The organism is Halalkaliarchaeum desulfuricum, from assembly GCF_002952775.1.
GTDB classification, from domain to species: Archaea; Halobacteriota; Halobacteria; order Halobacteriales; family Haloferacaceae; genus Halalkaliarchaeum; species Halalkaliarchaeum desulfuricum.
This window is the reverse complement of record NZ_CP025066.1, coordinates 1,108,991-1,134,750: the sequence shown is the minus strand read 5'-3', so window position 1 is coordinate 1,134,750 and position 25,760 is coordinate 1,108,991. Positions and strand designations below refer to the sequence as shown.

The window sequence follows — 25,760 nt, the reverse complement described above, 5'->3', positions numbered from 1 at the left end:
CGATGTCGGACACCGGAAAGGTCGATCGGGAGTTCTTCGAATCACAGATCGAACCGAAGCTGGGCGCAACGCGGGACGACGTCGCGCTCGGGCCGAAACACGGCGTCGACTTCGGGGTCGTCACCGTCGAGGACACCGCCGTGGTGATGGCGACGGATCCAGTGTCGATCCTCCCCCAGCTCGGCTTTCGGCGTGCCGGCCGGTTCGCGGTTCGGATCGTCCTCTCTGACGTCGCCGTCTCCGGACTCCCGCCTTCGCATCTCTCTATCGCCTTCACGCTTCCCCCGTCGATGAGCGACGGGGAGTTCGCGCAGACGTGGGACGCGATCCACGAGGAGTGCCGCGATCTCGGCGTGAGCGTCGTCACCGGACACACGGCCCGGTACGAGGGGTGTTCGTATCCGTGGGTCGGCGGCGCGACCGCGATGGCGGTCGGGGATCCGGAAGCGGTCGTCCGTCCGGACGGCGCCCGACCCGGGGACGACCTGCTCGTCACCCGCGGACCGGCGGTCGAGTCTGCCGGCCTGCTGTCGTCGCTGTTCCCCGATGCGGTCGACGTCGACCCGTCGACGCTTGCAACCGTCCAGTCCGGACTGGACGACTTAGACGGGGTGCGTGACGCGGTGACGGCGGCAGCCGCCGGACGGGTAACCGCGATGCACGATGTCACCGAGGGTGGGCTGGTGGGCGCACTCCACGAGGTCGCCCGTAGTGGCGGCGTCCGCCTCGCCGTCGACACCGACGCCGTTCCCACGCAGTCGCCCGTTGTGACGGTCTGTGAGGCGCTGGGAATGGACCCGTGGCGTGCGACCAGCGCGGGGACGCTCGTGATCGCTGTCGATCCAGACGACACCGACGACGTGGTCGAGGCGCTCCGGGAACGGGGAACGCCGGTCGGGATCGCCGGTCGGGTCGAGGCCGGCAGCGGAGTCGTCGTCGACGGCGAGGAGACATCCCCGCCGGACGGTGACGCGTCGTGGCCGGTGTACGAGCGGCTTCTCGAGGAGTGATACGCTCCCTTTAACGGGGCGAAGTCTCCAAATAATCCCTCTCGACCCGCTCGGAACAAAGCGTCATTTCTTTCAGTTTCCAGTCATTAGTCCGGTTTACCGGACGGTTCCCGTCGTTCGACGCGCCGCCCGACACGCGTGGTCGCCCACCACCGTCCGGACGCTACCCCCTCGTCCGGCGACATCCCCAGCGCGCGGATCACCCCCCGACGCCGCGCACCCTGCCACCGTCCACGCCTCGATTTTCCCGGCGCGGCGGCGCCGGACCGTTCCGGTCGCTTTTCGGAGGCGCCACGTGACTGGTCTTCGTACCGTCGAATCGGCCGACGGAGGCGCGGAACATATATGTGGAACGCGCCCTAGGTGCGGATAGTGACCCGTTTCCCTTCGATTTCCCTTCCCGGAATGCTGGCCGCGACGGCGATGGGGGTGTATCTGCTGGTGGTTGCCGGCGCGGTCACGGCGGTGACGGACGCGGCGTCGGCCTGTATGGCGTGGCCGGCCTGCGGGGACGGGTCGAGTCTTCCGGCGACGACCGACGGCTGGATCGCCATCGGCCACCGCCTCGCGGCGATCGTCGTCGGTGTCGTTCTGGTGTTCACGACGCTTCTCGCGTGGCGACGCGGCGTCGAAGCCCGGGTCAAGGCGGCACTCGGCCTCGCGGTCGTGTTGTACCCCCTTCAGGCCGGGATCGGCGCAGTCGTGGCGGTGGCCGGCGCGAGCGCTTCCCTGTCCGCGATTCATCTCGCGCTCGGCGTCCTCATCTTTGCCAGCACGCTCGCTGCACTCGCGTGGCGACTCGAAATCCTCACCGGCCACGGTGAGCAGTCCGGTCGGGAAGTCGATACCGCCGGCGACTCGACGGACGGTTCAGGGGCTCCCCCGGCCGACGGTGTGGGAACACCGTCTCCGGAGCGACCGGATCTGCCGACCTCCCGGATCGCTCGCGCGAAACTCACCGTGCGAGCGTACTACAGCCTGATGAAGCCACGGCTGATGTGGCTGCTGTGTCTGGTCGCCGCCGCCGCGATGGCGCTTGCCGGCGGTCCAGGCTTCACGCCGGGAGTCGTCGCGGCGACACTCGTGGGGGGTGCACTCGCGATCGGCGCCTCGGGCACGTTCAATCACGTCCTCGAGCGGGACGTCGACAGGCGGATGCAGCGGACGAGCGATCGACCGCTGGCGACCGACCTGGTTCCGGTCGGCAACGCAGTCGCGTTCGGGATCATCCTCGCGGGCATCTCGCTTGCACTCTTCGCGTGGGTAAACCTGCTCGCGGCGGCGCTTGGACTCGTCGCAATCGTGTTTTACAGCGTGATCTACACGCTGGTGTTGAAGCCCAACACCGTCCAGAACACGGTCATCGGCGGTGCCGCGGGGGCGCTGCCCGCGCTCATCGGCTGGGCGGCGGTCACCGGCGAGATCGGTCTCGGAGGGGTGCTGCTCGCAACGTTGATCTTTGCGTGGACGCCCGCCCACTTCTACAACCTCGCGCTGGCGTACAAGGAGGACTACGCCCGCGGCGGCTTCCCGATGATGCCGGTGGTTCGCGGCGAGACGGCCACCCGGAGACACATCGTCTGGTATCTGGGCGCCACGCTCGCGGTGGCGGCCGCCCTGGCAGCGTGGACCGAACTGGGGTGGCTGTTCGCGGCCACGACCGTCGTCGTGGGGGCCGTGTTCCTGTGGGCCGTAATCCGGCTTCACTTCGAACGGACCGAAACGGCCGCGTTCCGGGCGTTTCACGCCTCGAACGCGTATCTGGGGCTCGCGCTGCTTGCGGTGCTTTTCGACGCGACGCTGTTTTGATCGCCCTCCGGATGGGGGACTCGGTTCCCGGAACGAAAAGGAACGCTTAGGGCCGTCGCTGGCTTTCGGAAGGTATGGACGCGGCGCTCGTCGCCGAGGACGTACGCAAGCGGTACGGCGAGACCACGGCGCTTTCGGGGGTCTCCCTGTCCGTCGACACGGGCGAGGTGTTCGGGCTCATCGGTCCGAACGGCGCGGGGAAGACGACGCTGGTTCGGGCGCTCTCGGGGACGATCCGGTACGGCGGGTCGATAACTGTTCTGGACGCTGAACCGACCGAGGTCGACCGCCAGCGGATCGGGCTCCTCCCGCAGTCGTTTTCCCCACCTGCCCGCCTCACGGCCCGCGAGTTGATCGGCTACTACGCGGGGCTGTACGACGACCCCAGACCGGTCGTCGACGTGCTCGCAGACGTCGGGCTCGAGGACGACGCAGATACCTGGTACGAGAACCTCTCGGGGGGACAGCGCCGACGAACCTGCGTGGGGACCGCGCTGGTGAACGACCCGGACGTACTGTTCCTCGACGAGCCGACCACGTCGATCGATCCCGCCGGCCGCCGATCGCTGTGGAACCTGATCGACCGGCTCGCCGAGGGCGGGACCACGGTTTTTCTCACGAGCCACTCGATGGCGGAGGTCGAGCGGCTCGCCGACCGGGTCGGAATGCTCCGGGACGGCCAACTCGTGGCGGCCGGCACGCCGTCGTCGCTGATCGCTGAGTACGGCGGTCGGAGCCGGCTGGTCGTCCGCGGCACCGTGGCGCCGACAGATGTCACCGATTCGCTCGCCGAGGTCACCCACTCTCTCGCCGACGCGACCGGCTTCGAGGTCACAACCGCCGGCGGGAACGTCGTGTTCTCCGACGTGACCCCGGCGGACATCCCGGCTGCGGTCGACGCCCTGGAATCGGCGGCCGTGAGCTACGAGTCGTTGACCTGGACCGAACCGTCGCTCGAGGACGTGTATCTCTCCTTGACCGGGGAGACGTTCGAAGGAAGACGTCCACCCGGCGCGGCAGTCGCCCTCGAGGATCCGGCGACGGCGTCGGCGGCCGCGGAACCGACCGTCTCCGCCGACGGGGGAAACGAATGAGCGACGGACCCGGGCGCGTCGGAAGGCGAGCTCGACGCGTTCGAGCCGAGTCACTCGCCGCCTGGCGCTCGTTTTTCAGGCGGCGCACGGCGGTGTTTTTCACGTTCCTCTTTCCGGCGCTGCTGGTGTTGATATTCGGGGCGCTCATCCAGACGCAGACGGCCGACGGCGGGCTGTTCGCGGAACCTGCGGGCTTTTACATCCCGGGGTACGTCGTCACGGTGGTCCTGTTTACTCCGCTTTCGCGCATCGGTAGCGAGGTCGCCCGCCACCGCGAGGACAACCGGTTCGAGAAACTCGCGACGACGCCGCTGTCTCGGGCGGAGTGGCTGTTTTCCCACACCGTCGTCAACGTGCTCATCATCGGTGCAGCGAGCCTCCTCATCCTGGTTCTGGTCGTGGGGCTCACCGGCGCACCGATCCCGCTTTCTGCGGCGCTTCTGGGTTTGATCCCCTTTGTTGCGTTCGCGTCTGCGCTGTTCTGCGGCGTCGGCGCCGTTCTGGGCCGGATCACCGACTCGCGGGACGGCGCGATCGCCGCCTCGAACGGGATCGCGTTCCCGCTTTTGTTCCTCTCGGAGGCGTTCGTAAACGCCGAGATGTTCCCCGCCTGGATCCTGCCGATCGTCGAGCACTCGCCGGTCACCTACTTCTCCCGCGGCGTGCGCGCGATCACGTTCGATCCGACGATGTCCTGGAAGCCGGAGCTCGCGGTCGTGATCGGGCTCGCGGTCGTCGCCTTCGCGATCGGGGCGTCCGCAATCCCCCGAACGGACTGATATGGGCGGTTGGAGGTCGGTAGTATGTAGTTTTATTCCGGTGCTCGCCCCACACCGGGACATGACTCACGAGACCGACGGAACGCCGAAGACGTTCGAAGCGCTGCGGGAAAGCGGCGTCGTGGCGGTCATGCGCGGCGGGGAACCGGACACGGTAATCGACACCGCCGACGCGCTTGTGGCCGGCGGGGTGACCGCGATCGAGATCACCGCCGACACCGACGGCGCGAGCGACCTGATCGCGGAGGTCGACGCGAGCGTTCCGGAGGCCGTCGTCGGCGCGGGGACGGTTCTCGATTCGGAGACTGCCCGGAGCTGCCTGCTTGCCGGCGCGGAGTTCGTCGTCTCGCCGTCGCTACACGCCGACGTAATCGAGACGGCGAACCGATACGGCGCGCTGGTCGCTCCAGGCGTTATGACGCCGACGGAGGCAATCCGGGGGCGCGAGGCCGGGGCCGACCTCCTGAAGGTGTTCCCGGCGTCGACAGTCGGTCCGGGACACCTCTCGGCGATCCGGGGGCCGCTGGGCGACGTCCCGCTGATGCCCACCGGAGGGATCGATCTCGAGAACGTCGAAGCCTACATCGAGGCCGGCGCGATCTGTGTCGGCGCCGGCGGTTCACTCGTGGACTACGACGCCGTCGAGCGCGGCGAGCCGGAGTCGGTTACAGAGACGGCCCGGGAGTTCCGCGATCGGATCGCGGCTGCCCGGGGGTAGTCACTTCCGGCCCGATCGGTCGGCGCCAACCAGTTCATTTAAAAACGCCACCGCGGGCTCGGGTTCGAGCGGTTCGTTCGCGTTCCCACAGTGGGGCGACTGCACGCAGGCGGGACAGCCGTCCTCGCAGCCGCAGCCGTCGATCAGGCGTGCGGTCCGGTCGAACAGCGACTCGGCGACCTCGAATCCCCGTCGGGTGAGGCCGACCCCACCGGGGTAGCCGTCGTAGACGAACACCGTCGCCCGGTCGGTGTGGGGATGACGCGGCGTCGAGAGCCCCCCGACGTCCGCCCGGTCACAGAGGAACTCCAGCGGGAAAAGCGAAATCACGCCGTGTTCGGCCGCGTGGATCCCGCCCGCAAGCGCCAGTTCGCCGGCGGCTCCCGTCCCGTTTTCCCGACCCAGCGCCCGCATCCCCCGTTCGACGCCCGGCGGCACCGTCACGTACAGTCCAGTCGTCGACAGCGTCGTCTCGGGCAACTCGAGGTCGACACGCCCCAGCGGCTCCCCGGTGGAGCCGTCCCGGCGCTCGTAGCCGGTCACCTGCTCGGTGACCGAAAGATCCGCAAAGCGGACGGACGTCTCCGGCCGGGCCGAGAGGGGCCGTCGCTTGCGGTCCTCGTCGACCTCGATCGTCTTGTCCGTGAGCACACGGGTGTAGTAATCCGCCCACGTCGGGGTAAGCTCGGCGACGTCGCGATCGAGATCCAGCTCGGCCACCTCGTAGGTCTCCCCCTGGTGGTGGTAGATCGCGCCGGGATGGGCGTCCCGGAGCGCGTCCGAAAACCCCAGCGACGCGATAACGTCCCCGTCCCGCCGGTCGAGCAGGTCCACCTCTCTGTCGTCGATCCGTCGGAGGCTCATCCCGTGCTGCGGGCTCCCGCCGCCGTCGAAGAGCCACCGGAGCCCGGCGTCGGTCTCCCGTCGCGAGAGCGTCCCGGACGCCTCGAGATCGGCGACGACGTCCGGGAACGACTCCCCGAAGTACCCCTCGTCGTCGGGCGACAGCCAGTTTTCGGTTGCGGCACAGGGGACGTGGTTCCGGAGGAGCCGGTCGTTCTCCGGATCCGTGATCGCCTCCTCCGGATCGCCGTCGAACAGTTCGTCCGGATGACCCATCAGATACTGGTCGAGCTGATCCTCGCCGGCGACCATGATGACTGCTGCCGGCTCCGACCCCCTGCCGGCGCGGCCGGCCCGCTGGAACGTCTCCATCCGGGTGCCGGGGTAGCCGTCGAGGATCACCGCGTCGAGGCCGCCGACGTCGACGCCGAGTTCGAGCGCGTTCGTCGACCAGACGCCCCGGATCTCGCCCGCGTCGAGCTGTCGTTCGATCGACCGCCGACGGTCACCCCGGAGCGATCCCTGATACGCCTGCACCGCCCCCGCCAGATCGCGCTGTCCCCGCTCTCGGAGTTCGCGGGCGCTCTCCTGGGCGTACCGCTCTGCGGTCTGGCGCGCCCGGGTGAACGACAGCGTCTGGTGTCCGCGGACGAGCAGGTCGACGAACAGCCGCATCGACTCGGCGTGACTCGACCGCCTGCGACCACCCTCTCCCGCACTCCGGTCGCTCCAGTCGGCGTCGTACTCCGGTGGGTTCCAGAGTATCCAGTGGCGCGGACCCCGACCGGAGGCGTCGGTGTCGACAAGCCGGAACCCGTCGGCAGGTCGGCCGGTCACCCGCGAGGCGTGTTCGACGGGGTTGCCGATCGTCGCCGAGCAGCAGACGAACTGCGGGTCCGAGCCGAACCGTTCACAGAGCCGGCGGAGCCGACGGAGCGTCAACGCCACCTGGGAGCCGAACACGCCCCGGTAGCTGTGCACCTCGTCGACGACGACCAGTTCAAGCGAGGAGAACAGCCACTCCCACAGCCGGTGGCCGTGCGGCAACAGCGCGTAGTGGACCATGTCGGGGTTCGAAAGCAGCACCGTCGGCCGCCGATCGCGAACCTCGCGCTTTTCGGTCTTCGACAGCCGTCCGGTGTACTGATCGACTGAAACCCGGGAGCCGAACCCCAGTCCCCGGGCCAGTTCCGCGAGCGTCTCCAGCTGATCGGCGATCAGGGCGTTCTGTGGGCCGAGATACAGCGTCCGGCCGCCGTGGTCCATCGCGCGCTCGAACGCCGGCACCGTGTACGCGAGTGACTTCCCGCTTGCCGTCTCGGTCGCGAGCACGACGTCGTCTCCCTCCCGGACCGCTTCGATGGCGTCAGCCTGGTGGGCGTACAGGGAATCGATCCCTCGATCCGCGAGAAGGCCCTGGAGTCGTGGCTCCAGTTCGACGTCGGAAAACTGCGGTTCCCGTGCCGGGTGTCGATCGTGGGTGACGATCTGTCCCTCGTAGTAGGGTCTATCCCGAAGCCAGGCGACGAGGTCGTCCACGGTACACGTCGGCGTGGCCGGCGCCTAACAGTTGTGGTCGATGATCCACGAAACCGTATCAGGGAGAACTACAGCGTCGACGCGGTTGGAGCGGTTCAGTCGCCGCCGTCGGTCAGTGCCCGTCGGTCGAGCACCTCCTTCGCGAGGGCGTTTGCCTCGTCGGCGGTCGGACGCTGTCCGTCGCTGATTCGGGCGCCGAGTTCGCCTGCGACGGTCACGATGTCCTGTCCCGTGCCGTGCTCGGCGACGCGCTCGAACGTCCGGCCGTACATCGGCGCACAACGTGCGCCGACCGAGTCGGTGTTCGCATCGAAGACGTACTCGAGCTGTTTCACCGCGTCGCTGGGTTCCATATGCGGTGTATGCCGTTCGAACCTTATAAGTTTACTCGGATACGGAACTGAGTAAATTCCGGCCGGGTGGGCGCTCACTTTCCCCCGGTGGATTCGTGCGCCCGTCGGCGGACGACGGCTGCCAACTCGCCGGCGGCGTCGGGATCGAACCGGAGGACGCGCCGCCACCACGGTCCCCGGCCGGAGTCGTTCGACAGCCGGGTGACCAGGTCGTTCGCCTCGCTTCCGGCCTCCGGTGTCGAAAGCGGAACGGCCCGGTCGTACAGCCTGGACTCGTCGGTTCCGAGGACGAACACCGCGGCGTCGACTTCCGTCCGCTTCACGTGGGCGTTGTTTGCGAACGGCCCGCGCTCGCCTGGGGACAGTTCCGCGTACGCCTCCCCGGTGAGGCTCTGTTCTACCTCGAAGTGGCCGATGAGAAACGCGCCCCACTCCGGCGGTAGCCAGTTGTTCCCGTCGTGACTGTCCGCCCCGCCGGTGGATTCGACGCTCGAGAGCGTGGCATAAAAGTAGAGACGGTCGCCGGGGTCGAGTCTGGACAGCGGACCGGCTTTCACGCCGTGTTCGTCGCCGTACGTGTACCGTTCACAACACGGATAGCCGGCGAACTCCGGATCGAGGTGGACCTCCCGGTCGAACAACTCCTCCGGGATCGGCGTCCGGAGGGAGGCCGCAAGGTCGCCGTACGTCGGAACCGACGCGTCGGGATCCGTCGATTCTCGCTCGGGAATCGGGACGTACTCGAAGCTCCCGTCGGGGTATATCGGCCCGCGAAAGCCGGGAAGCGACGTGTTTGCGCCCACGTTGATCGCCACGGCGCGGTGGGGTGATGGCGACATCGACGGGCGGGGTTCGAACTCCGGGCGCAAAGGGATTGCGTCCCCTTGGGTCGACCTGCCGACCGACCCGCGATGCCGTACAGTTTTCACGGCTCCGACCGCTCGATCACGTATGAAGGCGGTGCAATTCACCGAGCACGGGGACCGGAGTGTCATCACGTACGACGACTATCCGGAGCCCGATGTCGGTCGGAACGAGGTGCTGATCGATGTGAAGGCGGGGGCGCTCAACCACCTGGACATCTGGACCCGCCGGGGGCTTCCGGGGATCGATCCCGAGATGCCCCACGTGCCCGGAAGCGACGCCGCCGGCGTCGTACTCGAGACGGGTCCGGACGTCACCCGGTTCGACGAGGGGGACCGCGTTGCCCTCTCGGCTGGGGTGGGCTGTGGACGCTGTGAGTTCTGTCGGGACGGCGACGAGTCGATGTGCGTCCGGTATCGGATCATCGGGGAGCACCTCCCGGGGGTCCACGCCGAGCGCGCGGCGGTCCCCGAGGACAACCTGATCCCCGTCCCGGACGACGTCGACTGGGAGATCGCCGGCTCCGCGACGCTCGTGTTCCAGACCGCCTGGCGGATGCTCGTCGATCGGGCCGATCTCGAGGCCGGGGAGACGGTGCTCGTTTTGGGCGCCTCCGGCGGCGTGGGCCACGCGGCCGTCCAGATCGCCGCCCACGCCGGCGCCGAGGTGTTTGCGGCCGCCTCCACCGACGAGAAACTGCAGTACGCCGACGACTGCGGGGCGGATCACCTCATCAACTACGAGACGCAGAACTTCGCGGGGGCGATCCGGGAGTTGACCGGGAAACGCGGCGTCGACGTCGTGGTCGATCACGTCGGGGAGGCGACGTACGACGACTCGCTGAAGTCGCTCGCGAAGGGCGGTCGCCTGGTCACCTGCGGGGCGACGACCGGGCCGAACCCGCCAGCTGGCCTGAACCGAATCTTCTGGAACCAACTGTCCGTGATCGGATCGACGATGGCAACGCCCGGCCAGGCGGACGACGTGCTCTCGCTCGTCTGGGACGGGACGTTCGAACCCCGGATCCGGGAGGTGCTGCCGATGAGCCGCACCGCCCGGGCCCACGAACTGCTGGAGAACCGTGAGGGCTTTGGCAAGGTAGTCGTAAAACCCGACAGTGAGTTCTGATCGTAACGACGGCACGGCGGAGGCCCACGGCACGGCGGAGGCCCACGGCACGGCGGAGGCCCACGGCACGGCGGAACCCGAGGAGACGGCAGAGCCCGCCGAGGGGCTCGGACACGTCGGCTGGCTGCTCGTCGGCGTCGTGTTCGTGGCGTTCCTGCTCGTCCCGGGAGTGATCTACCTGTATCCCATCGCCGTCGGCGCGTTCGGACTGTCGTTTTTCGCGACGTATCTCGTGTTACCCCTGGTACCGGCGATCGGACTCGGACTGATCGGTGTGTGGCTGCTGAAACGCGGCGATGGGAACGCCTGACGGTCGCGGTCCCGGACGACCGACTCCCTGGCGGGTTCACCGCCCCGGGACTGGGTCGGCGACGAGATACGTGCGCCCGCCCCGCCGTTCGAGATACAGTTCCGAGCCGCGAACGCGGTAGTCCCGGCTCCGCCGCGACAGTTCCTCGGCCGTCCAGTCGGTGACGTCCACCTCGAGGTCGGACCCGAATCGGGGGGTCGGTGCGGATTTCGCGTCCATACAGACAACTCCGCCGTCGCCCCCCTTGTACGTCCTCCACGGGCGGAGTGAAAGTGAAAGTGGTAGCTCCAGCGGACAGTTTATGAGCCTCGGTCCGAAACTCTCGACAACGCCGATGACGACCGACGAGGAACTCAGACACGTTGCCGACGCGGTCGAGTCGTCGCTTTCGGTCGTCGGCTGTGGTCCTCGCGGAGCTGCTGCAGTCGACGGGTTCCGTGGGGACTGCTCGCTCGCTCCCGGGGCCAGCGACGCGGGACAGTCGGTAAACCGGCAGGCGACCGTCGTCGCGGTCGACGTCGGCGACGTCGGCATGGAGGGGTCCGACGCCGACACCGCAACCCGGAACCCGACTCCCGAGGCCGGTGAAACGCTGTCGTCGGTCGAGTCTTCGTGCCGGGGCGACGACGCGTTCTCGATCGTTGTCGTCGGAGTCCCCTCCCGGTTCGGGGTGAGCGAACGTGCGGCGATCGACCGGCTCCAGGGGATCGCCGACGCAGTCGTACTCGTCCGGGACGGATGGCTCCCCGGGGCGATTTCACAGCTCGTTGCCCTGATCGAGGAGGCCGGGGTGGTGAACCTCGACCTGGCAGACGTTCAGACGCTGTTGTCGCCTGACGGGATGGGAACACTCTCCAGTGGCACCGGTCCGGAATCGACGCCGGAGACCGCCGTCTCCGCCGCGCTCGAGGGTGTGATTTCCGACGTCGACGTGGCGGCCGCAAGCGGTGCGATCGTCGACGTGTCGGGGACTCCTGATCTGAGCGTCGACGGCGCGGCATCTCTGGTCGGATGTGTCCGGGATCGCATCGACGGGGAGGCTCACGTCATCTGGGGGACCGCAGTCGACGAGGAGACCTCCGGATCGTCCCAACCGGGCGGTGCGGACGGGAGCGTTCGCGTCCGGCTGCTCCTTTCGGGGATCGAACCGCCGGAGCCGACGCGTTCCCCGGGCGACCGGTGTCCCCGCTGTGACGGGACGCTTTCGGGCTACACAATGGGGGACAGTACCACGATCGCCTGTGACGCCTGCGGCTATGCCGGTGTCTCGAGGCGGTAACTGGCCCCCGCCCCTTCGACGACTTTTAAGCCGCCGCCGTCCGTCCTGCCGGTATGACACATGTGGTTGCAGTTTCCGGGAGCCTCCGGAACGCCAGTCGGACTCGCCGTTCGCTCGAGATCGTCCTCGAGGGGGTCACCGACGCCGGCGGCACAGGCGAACTGATCGATCTCGAGGAGTACATGCTCCCGCCGTTGAACCCCGAGGACGAGGCTGGCGACGATGTCGTGGCGTTCAGACGGTCGCTGCGCACATCCGACGCGATCGTTCTTGGAACGCCGATGTATCACGGCTCGTACTCGGGCGTCCTGAAGAACGCGATCGACCACTGCGGCTTCGACGAGTTCGAGGGGAAGACGGTCGGACTGCTCGCGGTTGCCGGCGGCTCGTTCCCGGTTACTGCGCTGGATCACCTCCGGTCTGTCTGCCGGGCGCTCGACGCCTGGGTGCTCCCGCATCAGGCTGCGGTGCCGAATTCTGGAAGCGCCTTCCAGGACGGGCAACTCGTCGACGATGGGCTCGAAACGCGACTCGAGACCCTCGGCCGTCGGACGGTCACGTACGCGAACATCGAACCCGAACCGCCGACGTTCGAGAGCGACCACAACGAGGGAGCCTGAGTGTGAGCGAGAACGACCCCATGCCGGGCGGCATGGCCTGGGAGACGACAGCCTCCGAGATCGACTACGCCTGCCCGGGATTCGACGTCCGGCGGGACGAGGTGACGCTCCCGGACGGCACCGACACCGACTACCACTACGTCGACGAATCGCCTGCTGTTGTGGTGTTACCGTTCACTCCGGAGGGTGATGTCGTCGTGATCGAAGAGTGGCGACAGGCCGTCGGCCGGGTGAACCGCGGGCTCCCGGCCGGAAGCGTCGACGAGGGGGACTCCGACCTCGAAACTGCAGCGAGACGGGAACTCGCGGAGGAAACCGGCTACGAGGCCGACTCGCTCGAACACCTCACCACGGTCGAGCCGACAAACGGGATCGCCAACTCGCTGCATCATCACTTCCTCGCCCGGGAATGTGAGCCCACGGCCGACCGGGGTCTCGACTTCAACGAAACGATCCGTGTTGAGACCACCGACTACGCGGACCTGCTTTCCGGCGTCGTCGACGGGCACCTCCGGGATGGGCGAACTGCCCTCGCGGTGATGCACTATGAGTTGACGCGTCGGTAGCGACACCGCGCGAGTACGCAATCGTTTTCGGTGCCAGTCCCGTATCGTCACCCATGTCGACCCTCACGACCGAGCGAGGGGATATCCTCCGTCCGGCGTTCGCGATCGTCAGCGGCACGCTCGTGGGCGCGTTCGGCCTCGCGCTCGGTACGGTCCTCACCCTTTTCGCAGCGGCCCTGCTCTTTGGAATCGGTATCGAACTCACTGCTGCGTCGTTGCTGGTCCTCACACTGATCTTCACTCAGGGTGTGGGCTGTGCCGGTGTTGCGCTGGCGTATCCCCGTATCCGTCCCAGGGTGGCGGCGTTCCTCCGCGAGCGGGTGCCGGCGTTCGAGGACGCTCGCGAGGAGTTCAGTCTGCCCGCGTCAGTGCCGTCGCTACGCGAACTTCTCCTCGTCGTCGGTGGCTACGTAACCGCGCTCGGGTTGGCGTTTGCCGGAGCGTTCCTGTTGACCCAGGTGGAAGCGGATGCAGGTGCAAACCAGGCGGCGGAGATCGGCATGCAGAATCCGGAGGTCCTGTTGTTTTTGATCCCGGCATCGTTTTTGATCATCGGCCCCGGCGAGGAACTGCTGTTCCGTGGGGTCGTCCAGGGACGGTTTCGGGAGGTACTCGGTCCCGTGGCCGGGATCGGGCTCGCGAGCGCCATCTTCGCCGGCATTCACATCTTCGCGCTCACGGGCGGGACGCTGACCGGCAACCTCCTCGCGCTCGGAGTCCTGTTTTTCCCGAGTCTGGTGTTCGGGGTCGCCTACGAGGTGACCGACAACCTCGTCGTTCCCTCGCTCATCCACGGCGCGTACAACGCCACGCTGTTTTCGCTTCTGTACGTCGTCGTCCGGTTCGGACCCGAACTGGAGGAGATGGCCGCAGCGGCCCTGTGAGGCAGCGCTTTCGATCCGTGCAGCTCCGGCCGGACGCCTTTTGATCGCGCGAACCATATGTCTGTGCATGAGTGACACGGACACTGCCGCACCCACTGCCGAACGTGTCGTGTTGTCGTACCCGTCGGCGCTGAGTGACTGGGGGCGCGATCAGGTCGAATCCGACCGATACCGGGGCTACTTCCGGCGGACGCTCGGGAGGGTGTCGGTCGGGGAGATCCGCGAGGAGTTCGTCGACGTCGGCTGCTGTGGCGACAGCCTCGACGTCCCGTTCCGGATCGAACAGGTCGACGGCGGGGAACGCGTCGGCTCGGAGACCGAAATCGAACTCGTAGAGCGAGACGAGTCCATGGAGGGCGGCTGGCTGGTCCAGAGCGCAGCCGGCCCCGATCCTATATAAAAGAGTGGAGGGTGTCGCCGTCTACCGCAGCCGCGCGGCGATCAGTTCCTGGAGCTCCTCGCGGAACGCGTCGACCTCGATCTCCTCGAGCACCGGCACGAAAAAGCCCTCGACGAGCATGTTCCGTGCGGTCGTCGGGTCGAGCGCCCGGGAGGTCATGTAGAACATCTCCTCGGCGTCGACCTGCCCGACCGTCGCCGAGTGGCTCGCCTCGGTGTCGTGGTTGTGGATGATCAGCTTCGGCGAGGCGTCGGCTTCGGACTCGTCGGAGAGCATCAGCGTGTTCTCCCGCTGGTAGGAGGAGGTGTTCCAGGCGTCGCGACCGACGTCCTGGACGCCCTCGTACACCGAGCGCGCCTCGTCGTCGAGGACGCCCCGGGTGACGAGATCGGCGGTGGTGTGTTCCGCCTGATGCCACACGCGGGCGTTGATGTCGAGGTGCTGCTCCTCGTGGCCGAAGAAGGCGCCGACGATCTTCGTCTCGGAGCCGTCGCCGTTGAGTTCGGTTTCGACGTCCGAACGGGTGAGTTGGGAGCCGAGGTTGCCCTCGATCCAGTTCACCGTAGCGTAGGTGTCGGCGTCGCCGCGTTTGAGCGTGTACGTGTACGTCTCCCGGTCGACGTTCTGGAGCGAGCCGTACTGGACGTAGCTGTTCTCGCCGCCGACGACCTCCACGAGGTTACTGAAGTAGCGGTGACCGTCCACCTCGACGTCGCCCGATTCGATACTCTCGAGGATCGTCACCGACGCCGATTTCTCGGTGACAACGAGGGTCTGACTGAACAGCGATCGGGAATTCATCTCCGCGCGGATCGTCACGTCGCCCGCGTCGACGCCCTCCGGGACGTAGATGACGGTCCCGGTCGTGAAAAGCGCCGTCGATAGCGCGGTGAGGTAGTTGTGGTGCGGATCGATCACGGAGCCGAACGTCTCGCGGACGAGTTCCTCGTGCTCGTCGATCGCCTCGCGGAACGTCAGTACCTCCGCGTCGCCCTCGACGTCTCTGATGGTCTCGTCGGACTGGTCGAGCGGATCGACCAGCGACTCGAAGTCGAGCGCCTCGAGGTTCGTCCACCGGCGCCCGGGCGTCTGAATGACGTCCGGGAGATCGAGCCCCTCGAGCGCTGCAAGCGCCTCCAGGCGGGTGTTCGTAAGCCAGTCCGGCTCGTTTCGTTCCTCCGAGAGCTGTCGAACGACGTCCTCGGAGAGGTTTGCTGTTACCTGCGTACTCATGGTGACGTTCGGGGATTACCCGAGGCTTCCCTCCATCTCCAGTTCGACGAGCCGGTTGAGCTCGACGGCGTACTCGATGGGCAGTTCCTCCGTGATCGGCTCGATGAACCCCGAGACGATCATCTGTTTCGCGTCGTCGTCGTCGAGACCGCGCGACTGGAGGTAGAAGATGTCCTCGTCGCCGATCTTTCCGACTGTCGCCTCGTGGGCGACGTCGACCTTCGATTCGTTGATCTCCATGTACGGCATCGTGTCCGACGTCGATTCGTTGTCGAACATCAGCGCGTCACACTCGACGGCCGTCGAGGAGTTCTCGGCGCCGTCGGCGATGTGGACGAGCCCGCGGTAGTTCGTGCGGCCGCCGTCCTTGGCGATCGACTTCGACTCGATCGTCGATTTCGTGTTCGGCGCGTTGTGATACACCTTCGCGCCGGTGTCGATGTCCTGGCCCTCGCCGGCCATGGCGATGGTAATGTGGTTGTCCGACGCGCCGCGACCCTTGAGGATCGTCGAGGGGTACAGCATCGTCGCTTTCGACCCCATCGACCCGGAGATCCACTCCATGCGCCCGCCCTTCTCGGCGATGGCGCGTTTCGTGTTGAGGTTGTAGGTGTTCTTCGACCAGTTCTGGACGGTGGAGTACTGCACGTGGGCGTCCTCCCCGACGAACACCTCCACGCCGCCGGAGTGGAGGTTGAACGCCGAGTACTTCGGCGCGGAACAGCCCTCGATGTAGTGGACCTCCGAGCCCTCCTCGGCGATGATGAGCGTGTGCTCGAACTGGCCCATGCCCTCGGAGTTCATCCGGAAGTACGCTTGCACCGGCATCTCGACGGTGACGCCCTCCGGAACGTACACGAACGAGCCACCGGACCAGATCGCCCCGTGTAACGCGGCGAACTTGTTGTCGCTCGGGGGGACGCACTTCGTCATGAAGTGCTCGCGGACGAGATCCTCGTGCTCCTGGACGGCCTTGTCCATGTTGCAGAAGATGACGCCCTTCTCTTCCCACTGTTCTTGCATGTTCTGGTAGACGACCTCCGACTCGTACTGGGCACCGACGCCCGAGAGGGCGTTCTTCTCGGCTTCGGGAATGCCGAGCTTGTCGAACGTGTCCTTGATCTCGTCGGGCAACTCCGTCCAGTCGTCGACGCCGCCCCGAACATCGACGTCCGGGCGGATGTACGGGACGATCTGGTCGACATCGAGTTCCGAGAGGTCCGGCTGTCCGGGCCAGTCGGTGGGCATCGGCATCTCCTTGTACTGCTCCAGTGCGCGAAGGCGGCGCTGGAGCATCCACTCGGGTTCGTCTTTGTCCTCCGAGATGACACGGATCGTCTCCTCGGTCAGCCCCTTCTCGGCGGCGAAGGCCGACTTCTCTTCTTTTTTGAACTCGAAGCGGGCTTCCGTGTCCGTCTGCTTGAGGTGTTCTTCTGAACTCATGGTTGTAATTACGTATGCTTGCTTATGTAGGCTTTGAGTAACGACATATGTTTACGCCGCCCCCTGTAATTCATCGCGAACCCAGTCGTAGCCCTCGTCTTCGAGTTCGTGGGCGAGTTCGGCGCCGCCGCTTTTGGCGATCTCGCCGTCGATCATGACGTGGACGTAGTCCGGTTCGACGTAATCGAGGATGCGCTGGTAGTGGGTGATCTGGAGGATGCCGCTTCCCTGTTCGTCCCGGAGCGCGTTGATCCCGTTCGAGACGTCCTGGAGTCGGTCGATGTCGAGCCCGGAGTCGATCTCGTCGAGCACCGCGATCGCGGGTTCGAGCAGGGCCGCCTGCAGCACCTCGTTTTGTTTCTTCTCGCCGCCCGAGAAGCCGGCGTTGAGGTACCGCTGGGCGAACTTCGAGTCCATGTCGAGCTGTTCCATCTTCTCCTGGAGCAGCCCCTGGAACTCGGCGACGCTCACGTCGCCGTCGTCGGCGGGGCCTTCCATCGGCGAGGTGTCGTAGCCCGCCTCGTCTTCGGTCTCGGCTTCCTCCCCGTCTTCCTCGAACAGCTCCTGGCGTTCCTCCAGTTTGGCGTTGAGCGCCTGCCGGAGGAAGTTCGTCATCGTGACGCCTTCGATCTCGGCGGGGTACTGGAACCCCAGGAAGATTCCCAGCGCTGCACGCTCGTTGGGTTCGAGGTCGAGTAACTCCCAGGTGTAGTCGTCTTCGTCGAGCTCTGCGTCGATATCCGAGAGGTCCTCGTCGGTCAACTCGAGCGTGATCGAGCCCTCGGTGACTTCGTAGGCGGGATGGCCGGCAATGACTTTCGCGAGCGTCGACTTTCCGGAGCCGTTCGGCCCCATCAGCGCGTGGATCTCCCCGGAACTGACTTCCAGGTCGACGCCACGGAGGATTTTTTCCCCGTCTTCCTGTGCGACTTCGGTGTGGAGGTTCGAAATAGTAAGCGTTGCCATCGTTGCTGTGTCTCACCGACGAAAAGGGCGATACACGCATAATGCTTACGGATTCTCGTGGCCTATTTTTTGTAGGAGAAAGAAATATTCTTACAACACGAATAACGTGTTCGTTTCCAGGTGAGACTGTTCCCGGTTTCGGCACTCACATGAAGTTGCCGAGGCCGGTCTGTTGTTGTCCGGTCTTGACCTCCTCCCACGACATCCCCAGCGCCTCGATCACGCGCTCGATCGGTCCCTTGAGGGTCTTTTCGAGCATCTTCTCCCAGTCGATCTCGAACTCTTCGGGGATCTGGTCGGCGTACTCGAAACAGATCACGTCCGGATCGCGCTTGAACTCCCCGTACAGGGGGTTCGTCTGCGGATCGAGGCCCTTCTCCGTTTCCATGCGCTGCCAGAAGTCCGGATGAACCTTCTTTAGATACAGCCGCTTGGGTTTCGAGCCCCGGTCGAAGTTGGTTCCGAGCAGCAGGTTGGCGTACTTCGCCCCCCGGACCTGTGCGGTGTCGGTTTCATACGCATCGAGGCGCTTGCCGATCCCGCCCGGGATCGCGACCTCGTCGGGGGAGAGTTCGCCCGCGAGCACGTCGTCGATGACGTCGCTCAGGTACGCCTTCACGCCCTCGAGGTCGGACTCCAGGTCGTCCCCGGTGACGATGCGCTCGATGACCTCCCGCTGGACCTCCTTTGTGATGGGCGCGATGTCGGAACGTTTGTACTCGAAGCCGGTGATGTCGACGTCGTCGACGTCTTTGCCCTCCTTCCAGACGATGTGGCCCGCGTAGCGCTTCTTTTTCCCCGCCTGGAAGAACCGCCGGTACAGTTTCTCGAATTCGATCTCGAACCGGTGGGACTCGGCGTTCAACTCTTCGAGCGCGAAGTCGTCGTACCGTTCGTTGATGTGGTCTTCGATGTCGAAGGAGGTCTCGATGGCGTCGGACTTGGAGATGTCTCCTCCGAGCTCCAGCATCACCGAGTCGGTGTTGTGGAGCACGATCCCGCCAACGGCGTCCACGAAGTTCTCGTTCTCGGCGACGCTCAGGTCGTACACGTATCCGTCGTGCTCGGTTTCCGTGAGGCTCGGATCGCGCCCGCGCCGGTAGAAGTCACACGTCCGGACCGTGTAACTCCCCTTGTCTTTCCGGTATTTCAGCGAGTGCTTCTCGCTGCGTTGCGTGAGCAGCGTCGAGAGGCCTGCCGCCAACTCGCGGCTCGTCGTCTCGAAATCGAAGTTACGGTCGGAGTACTCCTCGCTGTAGCGCGGGAACGACCGCGATCCGTCCCCCTCGACCAGCACCTCGAGGAATAACTCCTGAAGATCGTCCCGAAGATTGAAGACGAAACCGGGGATTCGTTTCCCCCGAGATCGCTGCCCGGCGAACTCTCGGAAGAACACGGCCGAGAGCTCGTTCATCATCTGGAGTTTGTACGTCCCGTCACCGTACGTGACAGTTTCCCGACCGGAATCGGTATCGTACGCGATGGTTCGTTGGCTGCTCGCGTCCGACGCGATAATCCCTGCAGTTGCACCGTCGAAGAGCCGTTCGTAATCCCGTTTGAATCCTTCCAGCCACTCCCGTCTCGATTCGGCGATGCTCGCCCCGAACTTCGAATCGGTGGTTTCGATCGTCGAAGCACTGCCTTCCGTGACGTAGGCTGCGAGCAGCCGGATCAACGCCTCCCCGTCGGGAGAGTCGAGATCGACGTACCGCTGCACCGTGATCGCCTTGTCGATGTCAGCGTGGTGTTTGTGTCCGAACCAGACCTTCTCGTCGTCGGCGTGAACGCGCTTGACCTTCGTTTCGGCGTTCTCGCTCCCGACACTTCGGCCGTCCTCGTACTTGCGGGTGTATCCGTTCAACACCTCGTAGACGTCGATCGTTTCTACCGTTTCGACGTCGGGAACTCCCGGGATTCGAAGCGGTTTCTCGACTTCGTCCGGCGTCGCTTCGACGAGTTTCTCGTCCTCCTCGACGACGTAGGAGTGGTCCCGGGTCGTTGTCGACTCCCCGAACTTGTGCTGGAGAGTAACGACGGGATTGTCGGTTTCGTGTCGGATCACCTGCTGGATCGGCTGCCACTCGGGTCCTCTGTCTGCAGACAGCGACAACGCCTCCCACCCCTCGAGCCTGCGCCTGTCCTTGCTCATCGAGTTCGAACCGACGACGCCGCCGTCGGCGGTCACGACGACGTCGGCTGCAGTCGTTTCAGCCGCGTTCTCGAACAGTTCCTCGATCGGACGTATCCGTACGATACCGTCCGGGTCGCGGACCACGACCGGGCGATCTCCGGTCACGCTGTCGCCGTAGGTCACCTCCTTATCGAGTTCGCTCGCGGCCTCCTCTGTGAAGGAGATAACCTCTCGCCCTGTTGCGGTTACGGCGGCAGCGCCTTCCTTGTCATAGAGTCGGAATCGATCCCACCCAGTCACGCCGTATAGCGACTGCCCAACGAACTGAAACTTCCCGTTTCGACCTGCCAATAGCGTGTGATTGTCCTCGACGGTGACACAGAAGACGCCGTCGTTGGCCTCGGTCCGGTCGGAACTGCGATGCATTCGGAGGGTGTTCTTCGCCTCCTCGTTGGCGTAAATCCGCCAGACGGACCCGTCCTGTCGATAATTCGCCGTGATGCCCAGGTGTGCACACAGCCGAAAGACGTCATCGCGCAGCTGCTCGCTCGCGGTGGTGTACCGCCAGCTTCCGAGCTGTCTGTCCCCGTCGCCGTCGATGAGGGTTTCGAGGAAGTGCCGCTTTTGGTCGGCTGACGCCTCGAAGACGAACTCCGGAACCCGCTTTTCGGTGCTCCCGGCCCCACAGTGTTCTCTCAAATAGTCTCCGAAGAGCTTCGAGGTGAACTGGTAGGACCGGTTATCCTCGTAGTAGTCGATCCCCATGCGATCGAGCAGGCGTCCGATAGTCGCGTGCGTCGACCCATCGTCGATCGCGTCGCCAACTGCATCCCCTTGGGGGGTGACGTCAGTTGCACTCTCGCTTTCCGGTTCTTCCTCTCCGACAGAATCGAGCGTTCCGCCGTCAGTGGCTGCCTCCTGGGCGATCTTCACAGTGGTTGCCGATCCCCGGACGTTGTCCCCGAACACGTTCTCAGTACTCGTATACACGTTCCCCTCGGTGAGATACCACGCGACCAATTCGAGGAAGTCGTCGCCATCGTACGTCCGCGGAATCCACTTCCGACCAGATTCTGTCTGGACATAACTGTACTCGCAAACGGATTCGATGTATCCGCGGTGGTCTTCGAACCGGTCGGCGTCGAACACGTATCCAGTTTCTCCGACGTCGGCTTTCGGGACTCGTCGGGGTGTCCAGCCCAGATTTGCGGTGAACGTGTGGCCATGGACTTCCGGCCGAACCCAGACCTCGTATTCTCTGTCGACGAACTCCGTTAGATCGACTCTGTCGATGCGTTCTCCGTCCGGCCCGGTCCAGTCGTGGGGGAGTTCGTAGTTCGTCGCTCGATCGAGATCTCCGGCCTCGACGAACCCAAATCCGTCTTCGGTAATCCCGTTCGTCTCGTTCTTCCGGACGAGCATCCGGTGGTTCGGTGTCACGCGGAAGTCGATCTTCTCGGTCTCGATGTCGACGAGTTCACCCCGATAGTCGGGGTACTCGTGGGTCTCCTCGACCTCCTTGACCTCCATCTCGAGCGTGTCGGGATCCAGCGAGTACACCTCGTCCCCGACCTCGAGATCGGTGATCCCCTGAACCCCGGCAGGCGTCAGGACCTCCGTGTCCGGCGTGAAGCAGTTCATAATAACCTTGACAGCTCCTTGCTGCCGGTCGTACTGCTCGTAGGCTTCGCTGTCGGGGTCGTGCTCGTTGCGCAGTGCCTTCTTTTCCTCGCGCTGGGTGAGCAACTCGTCGATCATCTCGCGCATCATCCCGTCCGGCGTTTTCCGGAAGTGGGTGCCGTTCGGGGCGACGTACGTCTCTCCATCGTACTCCTCGGGGTCGACCTTCGTCTCCGGCCCCGCGTTGATCGTCACCATGCACATGGGATACAGCGACTGCCCGACCCACTGGAAGTTCCCGTTCCGTCCCGCAAGCACGACGTGGTTCTCCTCGGCGGTGAGACAGTACACGTTCCCGTCGTGTTGCTCGATGGTCGCGTTCGACTTCGTGAACGACCCACGCTTCCCGATCGAGACGTACCACGTACCATCTGTCTGATGCGACACCGTCGGTTTGTGACCACACCGTACCGCGATACGAGCGATCTCCGTCTTCAGCTGGTCACTTTTTGTCCAGAACTTCCGCAGGCCGCTATCGGCGACGCTCCCGTCGCCAGCAACCAGCGTCTCGAGCACTACCTCGAGCAGCTCTGCATCGAGATCGAACACCCACTCCGGAAGGTGTTTGTTTGCGAACCCGACCCCGCAGTTCTCGCGGAACCACTCAACGAGATACCGGTTCGAGACGTTCAGCCCCCGCTGATCGACGCTGTAGTTTATTCCCATCCGATCGAGGAGTTCGACGATCCCGTCACGCGATTCACCCGCCGATTGATGGATGGTCAGCCGACCGTTCGCCTCGTCGATGCTCCCCTCGGCCACGAACCAGCCGATCAGTTCGAGCCAGTCAACCATCTCGAACTGTAACGGGACTTCACGGTGTCCACGGCCGTATTTCAGGTACACCTCGTCCACGCACGCGTCGATCTCGTCGGCGTGTTCGCGATACAGTTCGACCGGGAGCAGGTACTTGCCGACCTTTTGCAGTCCCAGGGAACCGGCGGTGCCGCGAGCCAGGTCCAGTTCGTCGGTCACCTCTTTCGGGAGGGCGTTTCGGACCGCACGCAGATCCTCCTTGGCGTACAGGACGACAGAACCCCCATCGACCTCCCTGTAGAAATCGAACGTCTCCGGCTGTTCTCCCTCCATCGGTATGTGGTTGGGGAACGCGTATCGGTCGTACTCGGGAATGTCCCGGTACGCGTCAAACTGGAAATCGTCCGGTCCGAGGCCGTCCCATCCACGATCGTTCGAGTACAGGAACCGGTGGTTCTCCGTGACCTTCAGATCGTGCGTGTTCCCACTGAGGTGATGGAGTTCGCCAAATTGGTTCGGATATTCTTGCGTCTCGGCAACGGATGTCACCTCGCACTCGAAGGTTTCCGGATTCAGCGAGTAGACCTCGTCCCCCTCCGAGATGTCCGTAATGTTTTTGACGCCGGTTGGGGTGAGTACCTGCGTATCGCCGCTGAAGCACTTCAAATCTAGTACCGTTACCATCTCTCTGACGCCCGTAACCGGCTCGAAGACGGCCCCGCCCTCGAAGTCCTCGGACTCCTGTTGTCCCTTCGAAGGCAGCGCGAACGTCCCGGACGCCTTGTGGAGCACGTACATGTCGACTGCGTCGCCGGGCGTGGGGGCGTCCTCGAGCTTGCAGCCGACGACCTTGCGCGCCTCCTCCCAGAAGGCGATCACGTCCTGCTTGCGGTCGATCTCGACGCACAGTTCGACGTCACGGAGGTTGTACTCCAGCAGTCGCTCGGGATCCTGCTCCCAGAGGTCGCCGATGTCGCCGGGGTACCGCTCCTTGCCGATGTCGAGTTCGAGTTCGCCGACGGCGTCGAGCCGGTACGATTCGAGTTCGGTGAACTGCGTGCGCTTGTAGGCGTACAGCAGGTCGAAGACGACCCGACCCTTGATGTCCGGACCACCCCACCCCGAGCGCCACACCTCGCCGATCCGGGAGAGACGCTCGATCGAGAGATCGCGGTCGGTGTGGGGGTCGAGGCGTTCGAGACGATCGAGGAGATACGGCGCGTCGAAGTCATCCAGGTTCCAGCCCGAGGTGAGGTCCGGGTCCGTCTCGTCGATGTACTCGAGATATGCATCCAGCATCGACTCCTCGTCGTCGAACGTCTCGACCCTGACGTCGACGTCGCCGCGGAGCGGTTCGTAGCCGTCCAGTTCCGTCGGCAGCGGAGCGTCGCCGTCGGGGGCGTCGAACAGCCAGGCGACGTACTCGTCGCGGTAGGAGTCGTGGCTCGTCAGACAGATGATCGGCTCCTCGCCGTCCTCGGGGAACCCCGAGCGGTCGTCGACCTCGATGTCCATCATGTGCACCCGGAGATCCGCGTCGACCTCGGCCGGTTCGAGGTGTCCTTCGTGGACCTGGAGCCGGCCGTCCTCGAGCCGCCGCTCCTCCACCCGGATCCCCCCGGAGATTCCGTTGTCGATCAGGAACCGGTTGGGAAAGAGAATGTCCGCCTCGAACGTGGTCTCGAAGTCGTCCCGGATGTTCCCGACGTCCCGGGGCGTCCGGGTGATGACTTTCGTCAGCGACTCCCCACGGATGCTCTCGAACGGTTCCCCGTCGCGGTCGGTTTCCCGCGTCGACACGACGACGTCGTACGATTCCGTGAGGTCCCCCTCCAGGTCGGCTGTCGGTACGTAGAAGTACGGCTCGACGCCCAGCACTCGAACGTGTTCCGCCTCGTTGTCCGCGGTCCGGCCGAAAACGTGGACGACCGGGTACTCCTCACGCCCGTTCCGTTCGACGGTGTAATCGATCTGGGTAACCAGCAGTTCGAGGACGCCCTCCGAGTCGGGGAAGCGCGCCTCCTCGAGGTCGACGACGTCGCTCACGTTTGTGTCGTCGCCGGCGACGGCGATCGCCTCGGCGTCGGGTCGCCCTTCCTCGCCCGGCGATTCGTCCGCCGAGTCAGCCGCCGAATCGGTGGACGCGCCCTCGGCGTCCGGAGAGAAGTCGGAAAGCCCCGTCTGATCCATGGGAGGGCTTCGGCGGTACTGGGTAAAAAGTCCAGCCTTCGATCCGTCGCCCTCGCTGGAAGCCTTTAGTGTCGTGGACCCGTACCGATGGAAGAATGAACCGACTCGTGGACGGGAAGTGGCGGACCGACTATCAACTGACGGACGAGGGCGGCGCGTTCCGGCGCCAGCAGACGACGTTCCGCGACTGGGTCGCCGGCAGCGACGTCCCCGCTCACGTCGACGCCGAACCCGACGACCGGTTCCAGCCCGAAGCGGGCCGGTATCACCTGTACGTCTCTTACGCCTGTCCGTGGGCCCACCGGACGCTTTTGGCGCGGTCGCTTCTGGGTCTCGAGGACGCAATCGGCGTCTCCGTGGTCGATCCCTGGCGCGGCGACGACGGCTGGCAGTTCACTCCCGAAAAGGACGGGTGCACCGAGGACGACCTGTACGACTCGTCGTTCCTCCGGGAACTGTACGTCGAAGCCGACCCCGACGTGTCCTGCCGGGTGACGGTGCCAGTGCTGTGGGACACAACAGAGGAAACGATCGTCAACAACGAGTCCAGGGAGATCCTGCGTCAGTTCACGACTGCGTTCGCGGATCTGGGGAACGGGGCGGACCTCGCCCCCACAGACCGCCGCGAGGAGATCGACCGCATCGTCACCGAGATCTACGAGCCGATCAACAACGGGGTCTACCGCGCCGGGTTCGCGAGCGAGCAGGAGCCGTACGACGAGGCGATCGACGAGCTGTTCGGCGCCCTCGACCACTGGGACGAACACCTCGGAGAGAACCGGTATCTCGCCGGCGACCGCCTCACCGAGGCCGACATCTGCCTGTTCACCACGCTCGTCAGATTCGATCAGGTGTACCACACGCACTTCATGTGTAACGTCCGGCACATCCACGAGTACGAGAACCTCTGGCCGTACCTCCGCGACGTGTATCAAACCGCCGGAGTCGCGGACACTGTCCGGATGGGCCACATCAAGGAGCACTACTACACGACCCATCCGGACGTGACTCCCTCGGGAATCGTCGCCCGCGGGCCAGACCTGGACTTCACGGCACCACACGGCCGGGACGAACTACCCGGCCGCCCGCCGGAGCCGATCACAGCGGAGTGAGCCGTCCCCGCAGACGCCGAACACGCAGCCCCGGGATGGTGCAGAACACGCAG

Annotated in this window: 20 protein-coding genes and 2 pseudogenes; 13 read left to right on the top strand and 9 right to left on the bottom strand. The window is 65.2% G+C overall.

All coding sequences use genetic code 11. The annotated features are described in order from the left end of the window. Positions 1-2 precede the first annotated feature (2 nt). The 5 genes from AArcSl_RS05600 (at position 3) to AArcSl_RS05580 (ending at position 5,410) form a co-directional block, all read left to right on the top strand. On the top strand, positions 3-1,010 hold the full coding sequence (locus AArcSl_RS05600) for an AIR synthase family protein (protein WP_119816201.1): 1,008 nt from the start codon (positions 3-5) through the stop codon (positions 1,008-1,010). 369 nt (positions 1,011-1,379) lie between these two features. Continuing rightward, on the top strand, positions 1,380-2,819 hold the full coding sequence (locus tag AArcSl_RS05595) for a heme o synthase (protein WP_394337321.1): 1,440 nt from the start codon (positions 1,380-1,382) through the stop codon (positions 2,817-2,819). Positions 2,820-2,893: 74 nt separating this feature from the next. Next, on the top strand, positions 2,894-3,913 hold the full coding sequence (locus AArcSl_RS05590) for an ABC transporter ATP-binding protein (RefSeq protein WP_119816197.1): 1,020 nt from the start codon (positions 2,894-2,896) through the stop codon (positions 3,911-3,913). Further along, positions 3,910-4,692, top strand: coding sequence for an ABC transporter permease (locus tag AArcSl_RS05585; RefSeq protein WP_119816194.1), 783 nt, complete (start codon positions 3,910-3,912; stop codon positions 4,690-4,692). The genes AArcSl_RS05590 and AArcSl_RS05585 overlap by 4 nt, the downstream gene beginning before the upstream one ends. Before the next feature lie 61 nt (positions 4,693-4,753). Beyond that, complete coding sequence (locus tag AArcSl_RS05580) at positions 4,754-5,410, top strand: bifunctional 4-hydroxy-2-oxoglutarate aldolase/2-dehydro-3-deoxy-phosphogluconate aldolase (protein WP_119816193.1); 657 nt, start codon at positions 4,754-4,756, stop codon at positions 5,408-5,410. On the opposite strand, the gene AArcSl_RS05575 is transcribed toward AArcSl_RS05580, so the two are convergent. The 3 genes from AArcSl_RS05575 to AArcSl_RS05565 form a co-directional block, all read right to left on the bottom strand. Further along, positions 5,411-7,792: a DEAD/DEAH box helicase gene (locus AArcSl_RS05575; protein WP_119816190.1), complete on the bottom strand. Its 2,382-nt coding sequence runs from the start codon at positions 7,790-7,792 to the stop codon at positions 5,411-5,413. Between the two features lie 95 nt (positions 7,793-7,887). Then, positions 7,888-8,145, bottom strand: a complete 258-nt coding sequence (locus tag AArcSl_RS05570) for a hypothetical protein (protein WP_119816187.1) — start codon at positions 8,143-8,145, stop codon at positions 7,888-7,890. 74 nt (positions 8,146-8,219) lie between these two features. After that, positions 8,220-8,984: an Nmad3 family putative nucleotide modification protein gene (locus AArcSl_RS05565; protein WP_119816184.1), complete on the bottom strand. Its 765-nt coding sequence runs from the start codon at positions 8,982-8,984 to the stop codon at positions 8,220-8,222. A 112-nt stretch (positions 8,985-9,096) separates the two neighbouring features. On the opposite strand from AArcSl_RS05565, the gene AArcSl_RS05560 reads away from it, so the two are divergent. Continuing rightward, positions 9,097-10,137, top strand: a complete 1,041-nt coding sequence (locus AArcSl_RS05560; RefSeq protein ID WP_119816181.1) for a zinc-binding dehydrogenase — start codon at positions 9,097-9,099, stop codon at positions 10,135-10,137. After that, entirely contained in the window at positions 10,127-10,447 is a 321-nt protein-coding gene (locus tag AArcSl_RS05555) for a hypothetical protein (RefSeq protein WP_119816178.1), read from the top strand. The genes AArcSl_RS05560 and AArcSl_RS05555 overlap by 11 nt, the downstream gene beginning before the upstream one ends. A gap of 36 nt (positions 10,448-10,483) precedes the next feature. On the opposite strand, the gene AArcSl_RS05550 is transcribed toward AArcSl_RS05555, so the two are convergent. Next, positions 10,484-10,666, bottom strand: a complete 183-nt coding sequence (locus AArcSl_RS05550; protein ID WP_119816174.1) for a hypothetical protein — start codon at positions 10,664-10,666, stop codon at positions 10,484-10,486. Between the two features lie 82 nt (positions 10,667-10,748). Here AArcSl_RS05550 and AArcSl_RS05545 point away from each other — a divergent pair, with 82 nt between their 5' ends. The 5 genes from AArcSl_RS05545 (at position 10,749) to AArcSl_RS05525 (ending at position 14,196) form a co-directional block, all read left to right on the top strand. Continuing rightward, positions 10,749-11,726 carry an FtsZ/tubulin family protein gene (locus AArcSl_RS05545; protein WP_161945911.1) on the top strand — a complete coding sequence of 326 codons (978 nt, stop codon included), beginning with the start codon at positions 10,749-10,751 and terminating at the stop codon, positions 11,724-11,726. Between the two features lie 53 nt (positions 11,727-11,779). Beyond that, positions 11,780-12,346 (top strand): NADPH-dependent FMN reductase, encoded by a 567-nt coding sequence (locus tag AArcSl_RS05540; protein WP_119816168.1) that lies wholly within the window; start codon positions 11,780-11,782, stop codon positions 12,344-12,346. 20 nt (positions 12,347-12,366) lie between these two features. Beyond that, the gene (locus tag AArcSl_RS05535) at positions 12,367-12,912 is read left to right on the top strand and encodes an NUDIX hydrolase (RefSeq protein ID WP_119821744.1); all 546 of its coding nucleotides are present in this window, start codon (positions 12,367-12,369) and stop codon (positions 12,910-12,912) included. 53 nt (positions 12,913-12,965) lie between these two features. Beyond that, positions 12,966-13,796: a CPBP family intramembrane glutamic endopeptidase gene (locus AArcSl_RS05530; protein WP_119816165.1), complete on the top strand. Its 831-nt coding sequence runs from the start codon at positions 12,966-12,968 to the stop codon at positions 13,794-13,796. 67 nt (positions 13,797-13,863) lie between these two features. Continuing rightward, the gene (locus tag AArcSl_RS05525) at positions 13,864-14,196 is read left to right on the top strand and encodes a hypothetical protein (protein ID WP_119816162.1); all 333 of its coding nucleotides are present in this window, start codon (positions 13,864-13,866) and stop codon (positions 14,194-14,196) included. Between the two features lie 21 nt (positions 14,197-14,217). On the opposite strand, the gene sufD is transcribed toward AArcSl_RS05525, so the two are convergent. The 5 genes and pseudogenes from sufD to AArcSl_RS05505 form a co-directional block, all read right to left on the bottom strand. After that, positions 14,218-15,429 (bottom strand): Fe-S cluster assembly protein SufD, encoded by a 1,212-nt coding sequence (sufD, locus tag AArcSl_RS05520; protein ID WP_119816159.1) that lies wholly within the window; start codon positions 15,427-15,429, stop codon positions 14,218-14,220. A 15-nt stretch (positions 15,430-15,444) separates the two neighbouring features. After that, entirely contained in the window at positions 15,445-16,872 is a 1,428-nt protein-coding gene (gene sufB / locus AArcSl_RS05515; RefSeq protein WP_119816156.1) for a Fe-S cluster assembly protein SufB, read from the bottom strand. A gap of 51 nt (positions 16,873-16,923) precedes the next feature. Next, positions 16,924-17,838 carry an ABC transporter ATP-binding protein gene (locus AArcSl_RS05510; RefSeq protein WP_119816153.1) on the bottom strand — a complete coding sequence of 305 codons (915 nt, stop codon included), beginning with the start codon at positions 17,836-17,838 and terminating at the stop codon, positions 16,924-16,926. 145 nt (positions 17,839-17,983) lie between these two features. Further along, positions 17,984-19,213: pseudogene (locus tag AArcSl_RS17850) on the bottom strand (DNA polymerase domain-containing protein); the annotation flags it as partial. 921 nt (positions 19,214-20,134) lie between these two features. Then, positions 20,135-24,595 (bottom strand): annotated as a pseudogene (locus AArcSl_RS05505) (3'-5' exonuclease); the annotation flags it as partial. A gap of 95 nt (positions 24,596-24,690) precedes the next feature. On the opposite strand from AArcSl_RS05505, the gene AArcSl_RS05500 reads away from it, so the two are divergent. Further along, complete coding sequence (locus AArcSl_RS05500; RefSeq protein ID WP_119816148.1) at positions 24,691-25,707, top strand: glutathione S-transferase family protein; 1,017 nt, start codon at positions 24,691-24,693, stop codon at positions 25,705-25,707. Positions 25,708-25,760: the final 53 nt, after the last annotated feature.

What these genes read in the sequence shown, in the direction of transcription:
- AArcSl_RS05600 (WP_119816201.1), top strand. Translation starts at nt 3, where the DNA reads ATGTCGGACACCGGAAAGGTCGATCGGGAGTTCTTCGAATCACAGATC.
- AArcSl_RS05590 (WP_119816197.1), top strand. Translation starts at nt 2,894, where the DNA reads ATGGACGCGGCGCTCGTCGCCGAGGACGTACGCAAGCGGTACGGCGAG.
- AArcSl_RS05585 (WP_119816194.1), top strand. Translation starts at nt 3,910, where the DNA reads ATGAGCGACGGACCCGGGCGCGTCGGAAGGCGAGCTCGACGCGTTCGA.
- AArcSl_RS05580 (WP_119816193.1), top strand. Translation starts at nt 4,754, where the DNA reads ATGACTCACGAGACCGACGGAACGCCGAAGACGTTCGAAGCGCTGCGG.
- AArcSl_RS05570 (WP_119816187.1), bottom strand. Translation starts at nt 8,145, where the DNA reads ATGGAACCCAGCGACGCGGTGAAACAGCTCGAGTACGTCTTCGATGCG.
- AArcSl_RS05565 (WP_119816184.1), bottom strand. Translation starts at nt 8,984, where the DNA reads ATGTCGCCATCACCCCACCGCGCCGTGGCGATCAACGTGGGCGCAAAC.
- AArcSl_RS05560 (WP_119816181.1), top strand. Translation starts at nt 9,097, where the DNA reads ATGAAGGCGGTGCAATTCACCGAGCACGGGGACCGGAGTGTCATCACG.
- AArcSl_RS05550 (WP_119816174.1), bottom strand. Translation starts at nt 10,666, where the DNA reads ATGGACGCGAAATCCGCACCGACCCCCCGATTCGGGTCCGACCTCGAG.
- AArcSl_RS05545 (WP_161945911.1), top strand. Translation starts at nt 10,749, where the DNA reads ATGAGCCTCGGTCCGAAACTCTCGACAACGCCGATGACGACCGACGAG.
- AArcSl_RS05540 (WP_119816168.1), top strand. Translation starts at nt 11,780, where the DNA reads ATGACACATGTGGTTGCAGTTTCCGGGAGCCTCCGGAACGCCAGTCGG.
- AArcSl_RS05535 (WP_119821744.1), top strand. Translation starts at nt 12,367, where the DNA reads ATGCCGGGCGGCATGGCCTGGGAGACGACAGCCTCCGAGATCGACTAC.
- AArcSl_RS05530 (WP_119816165.1), top strand. Translation starts at nt 12,966, where the DNA reads ATGTCGACCCTCACGACCGAGCGAGGGGATATCCTCCGTCCGGCGTTC.
- AArcSl_RS05525 (WP_119816162.1), top strand. Translation starts at nt 13,864, where the DNA reads ATGAGTGACACGGACACTGCCGCACCCACTGCCGAACGTGTCGTGTTG.
- sufD (WP_119816159.1), bottom strand. Translation starts at nt 15,429, where the DNA reads ATGAGTACGCAGGTAACAGCAAACCTCTCCGAGGACGTCGTTCGACAG.
- sufB (WP_119816156.1), bottom strand. Translation starts at nt 16,872, where the DNA reads ATGAGTTCAGAAGAACACCTCAAGCAGACGGACACGGAAGCCCGCTTC.
- AArcSl_RS05510 (WP_119816153.1), bottom strand. Translation starts at nt 17,838, where the DNA reads ATGGCAACGCTTACTATTTCGAACCTCCACACCGAAGTCGCACAGGAA.
- AArcSl_RS05500 (WP_119816148.1), top strand. Translation starts at nt 24,691, where the DNA reads ATGAACCGACTCGTGGACGGGAAGTGGCGGACCGACTATCAACTGACG.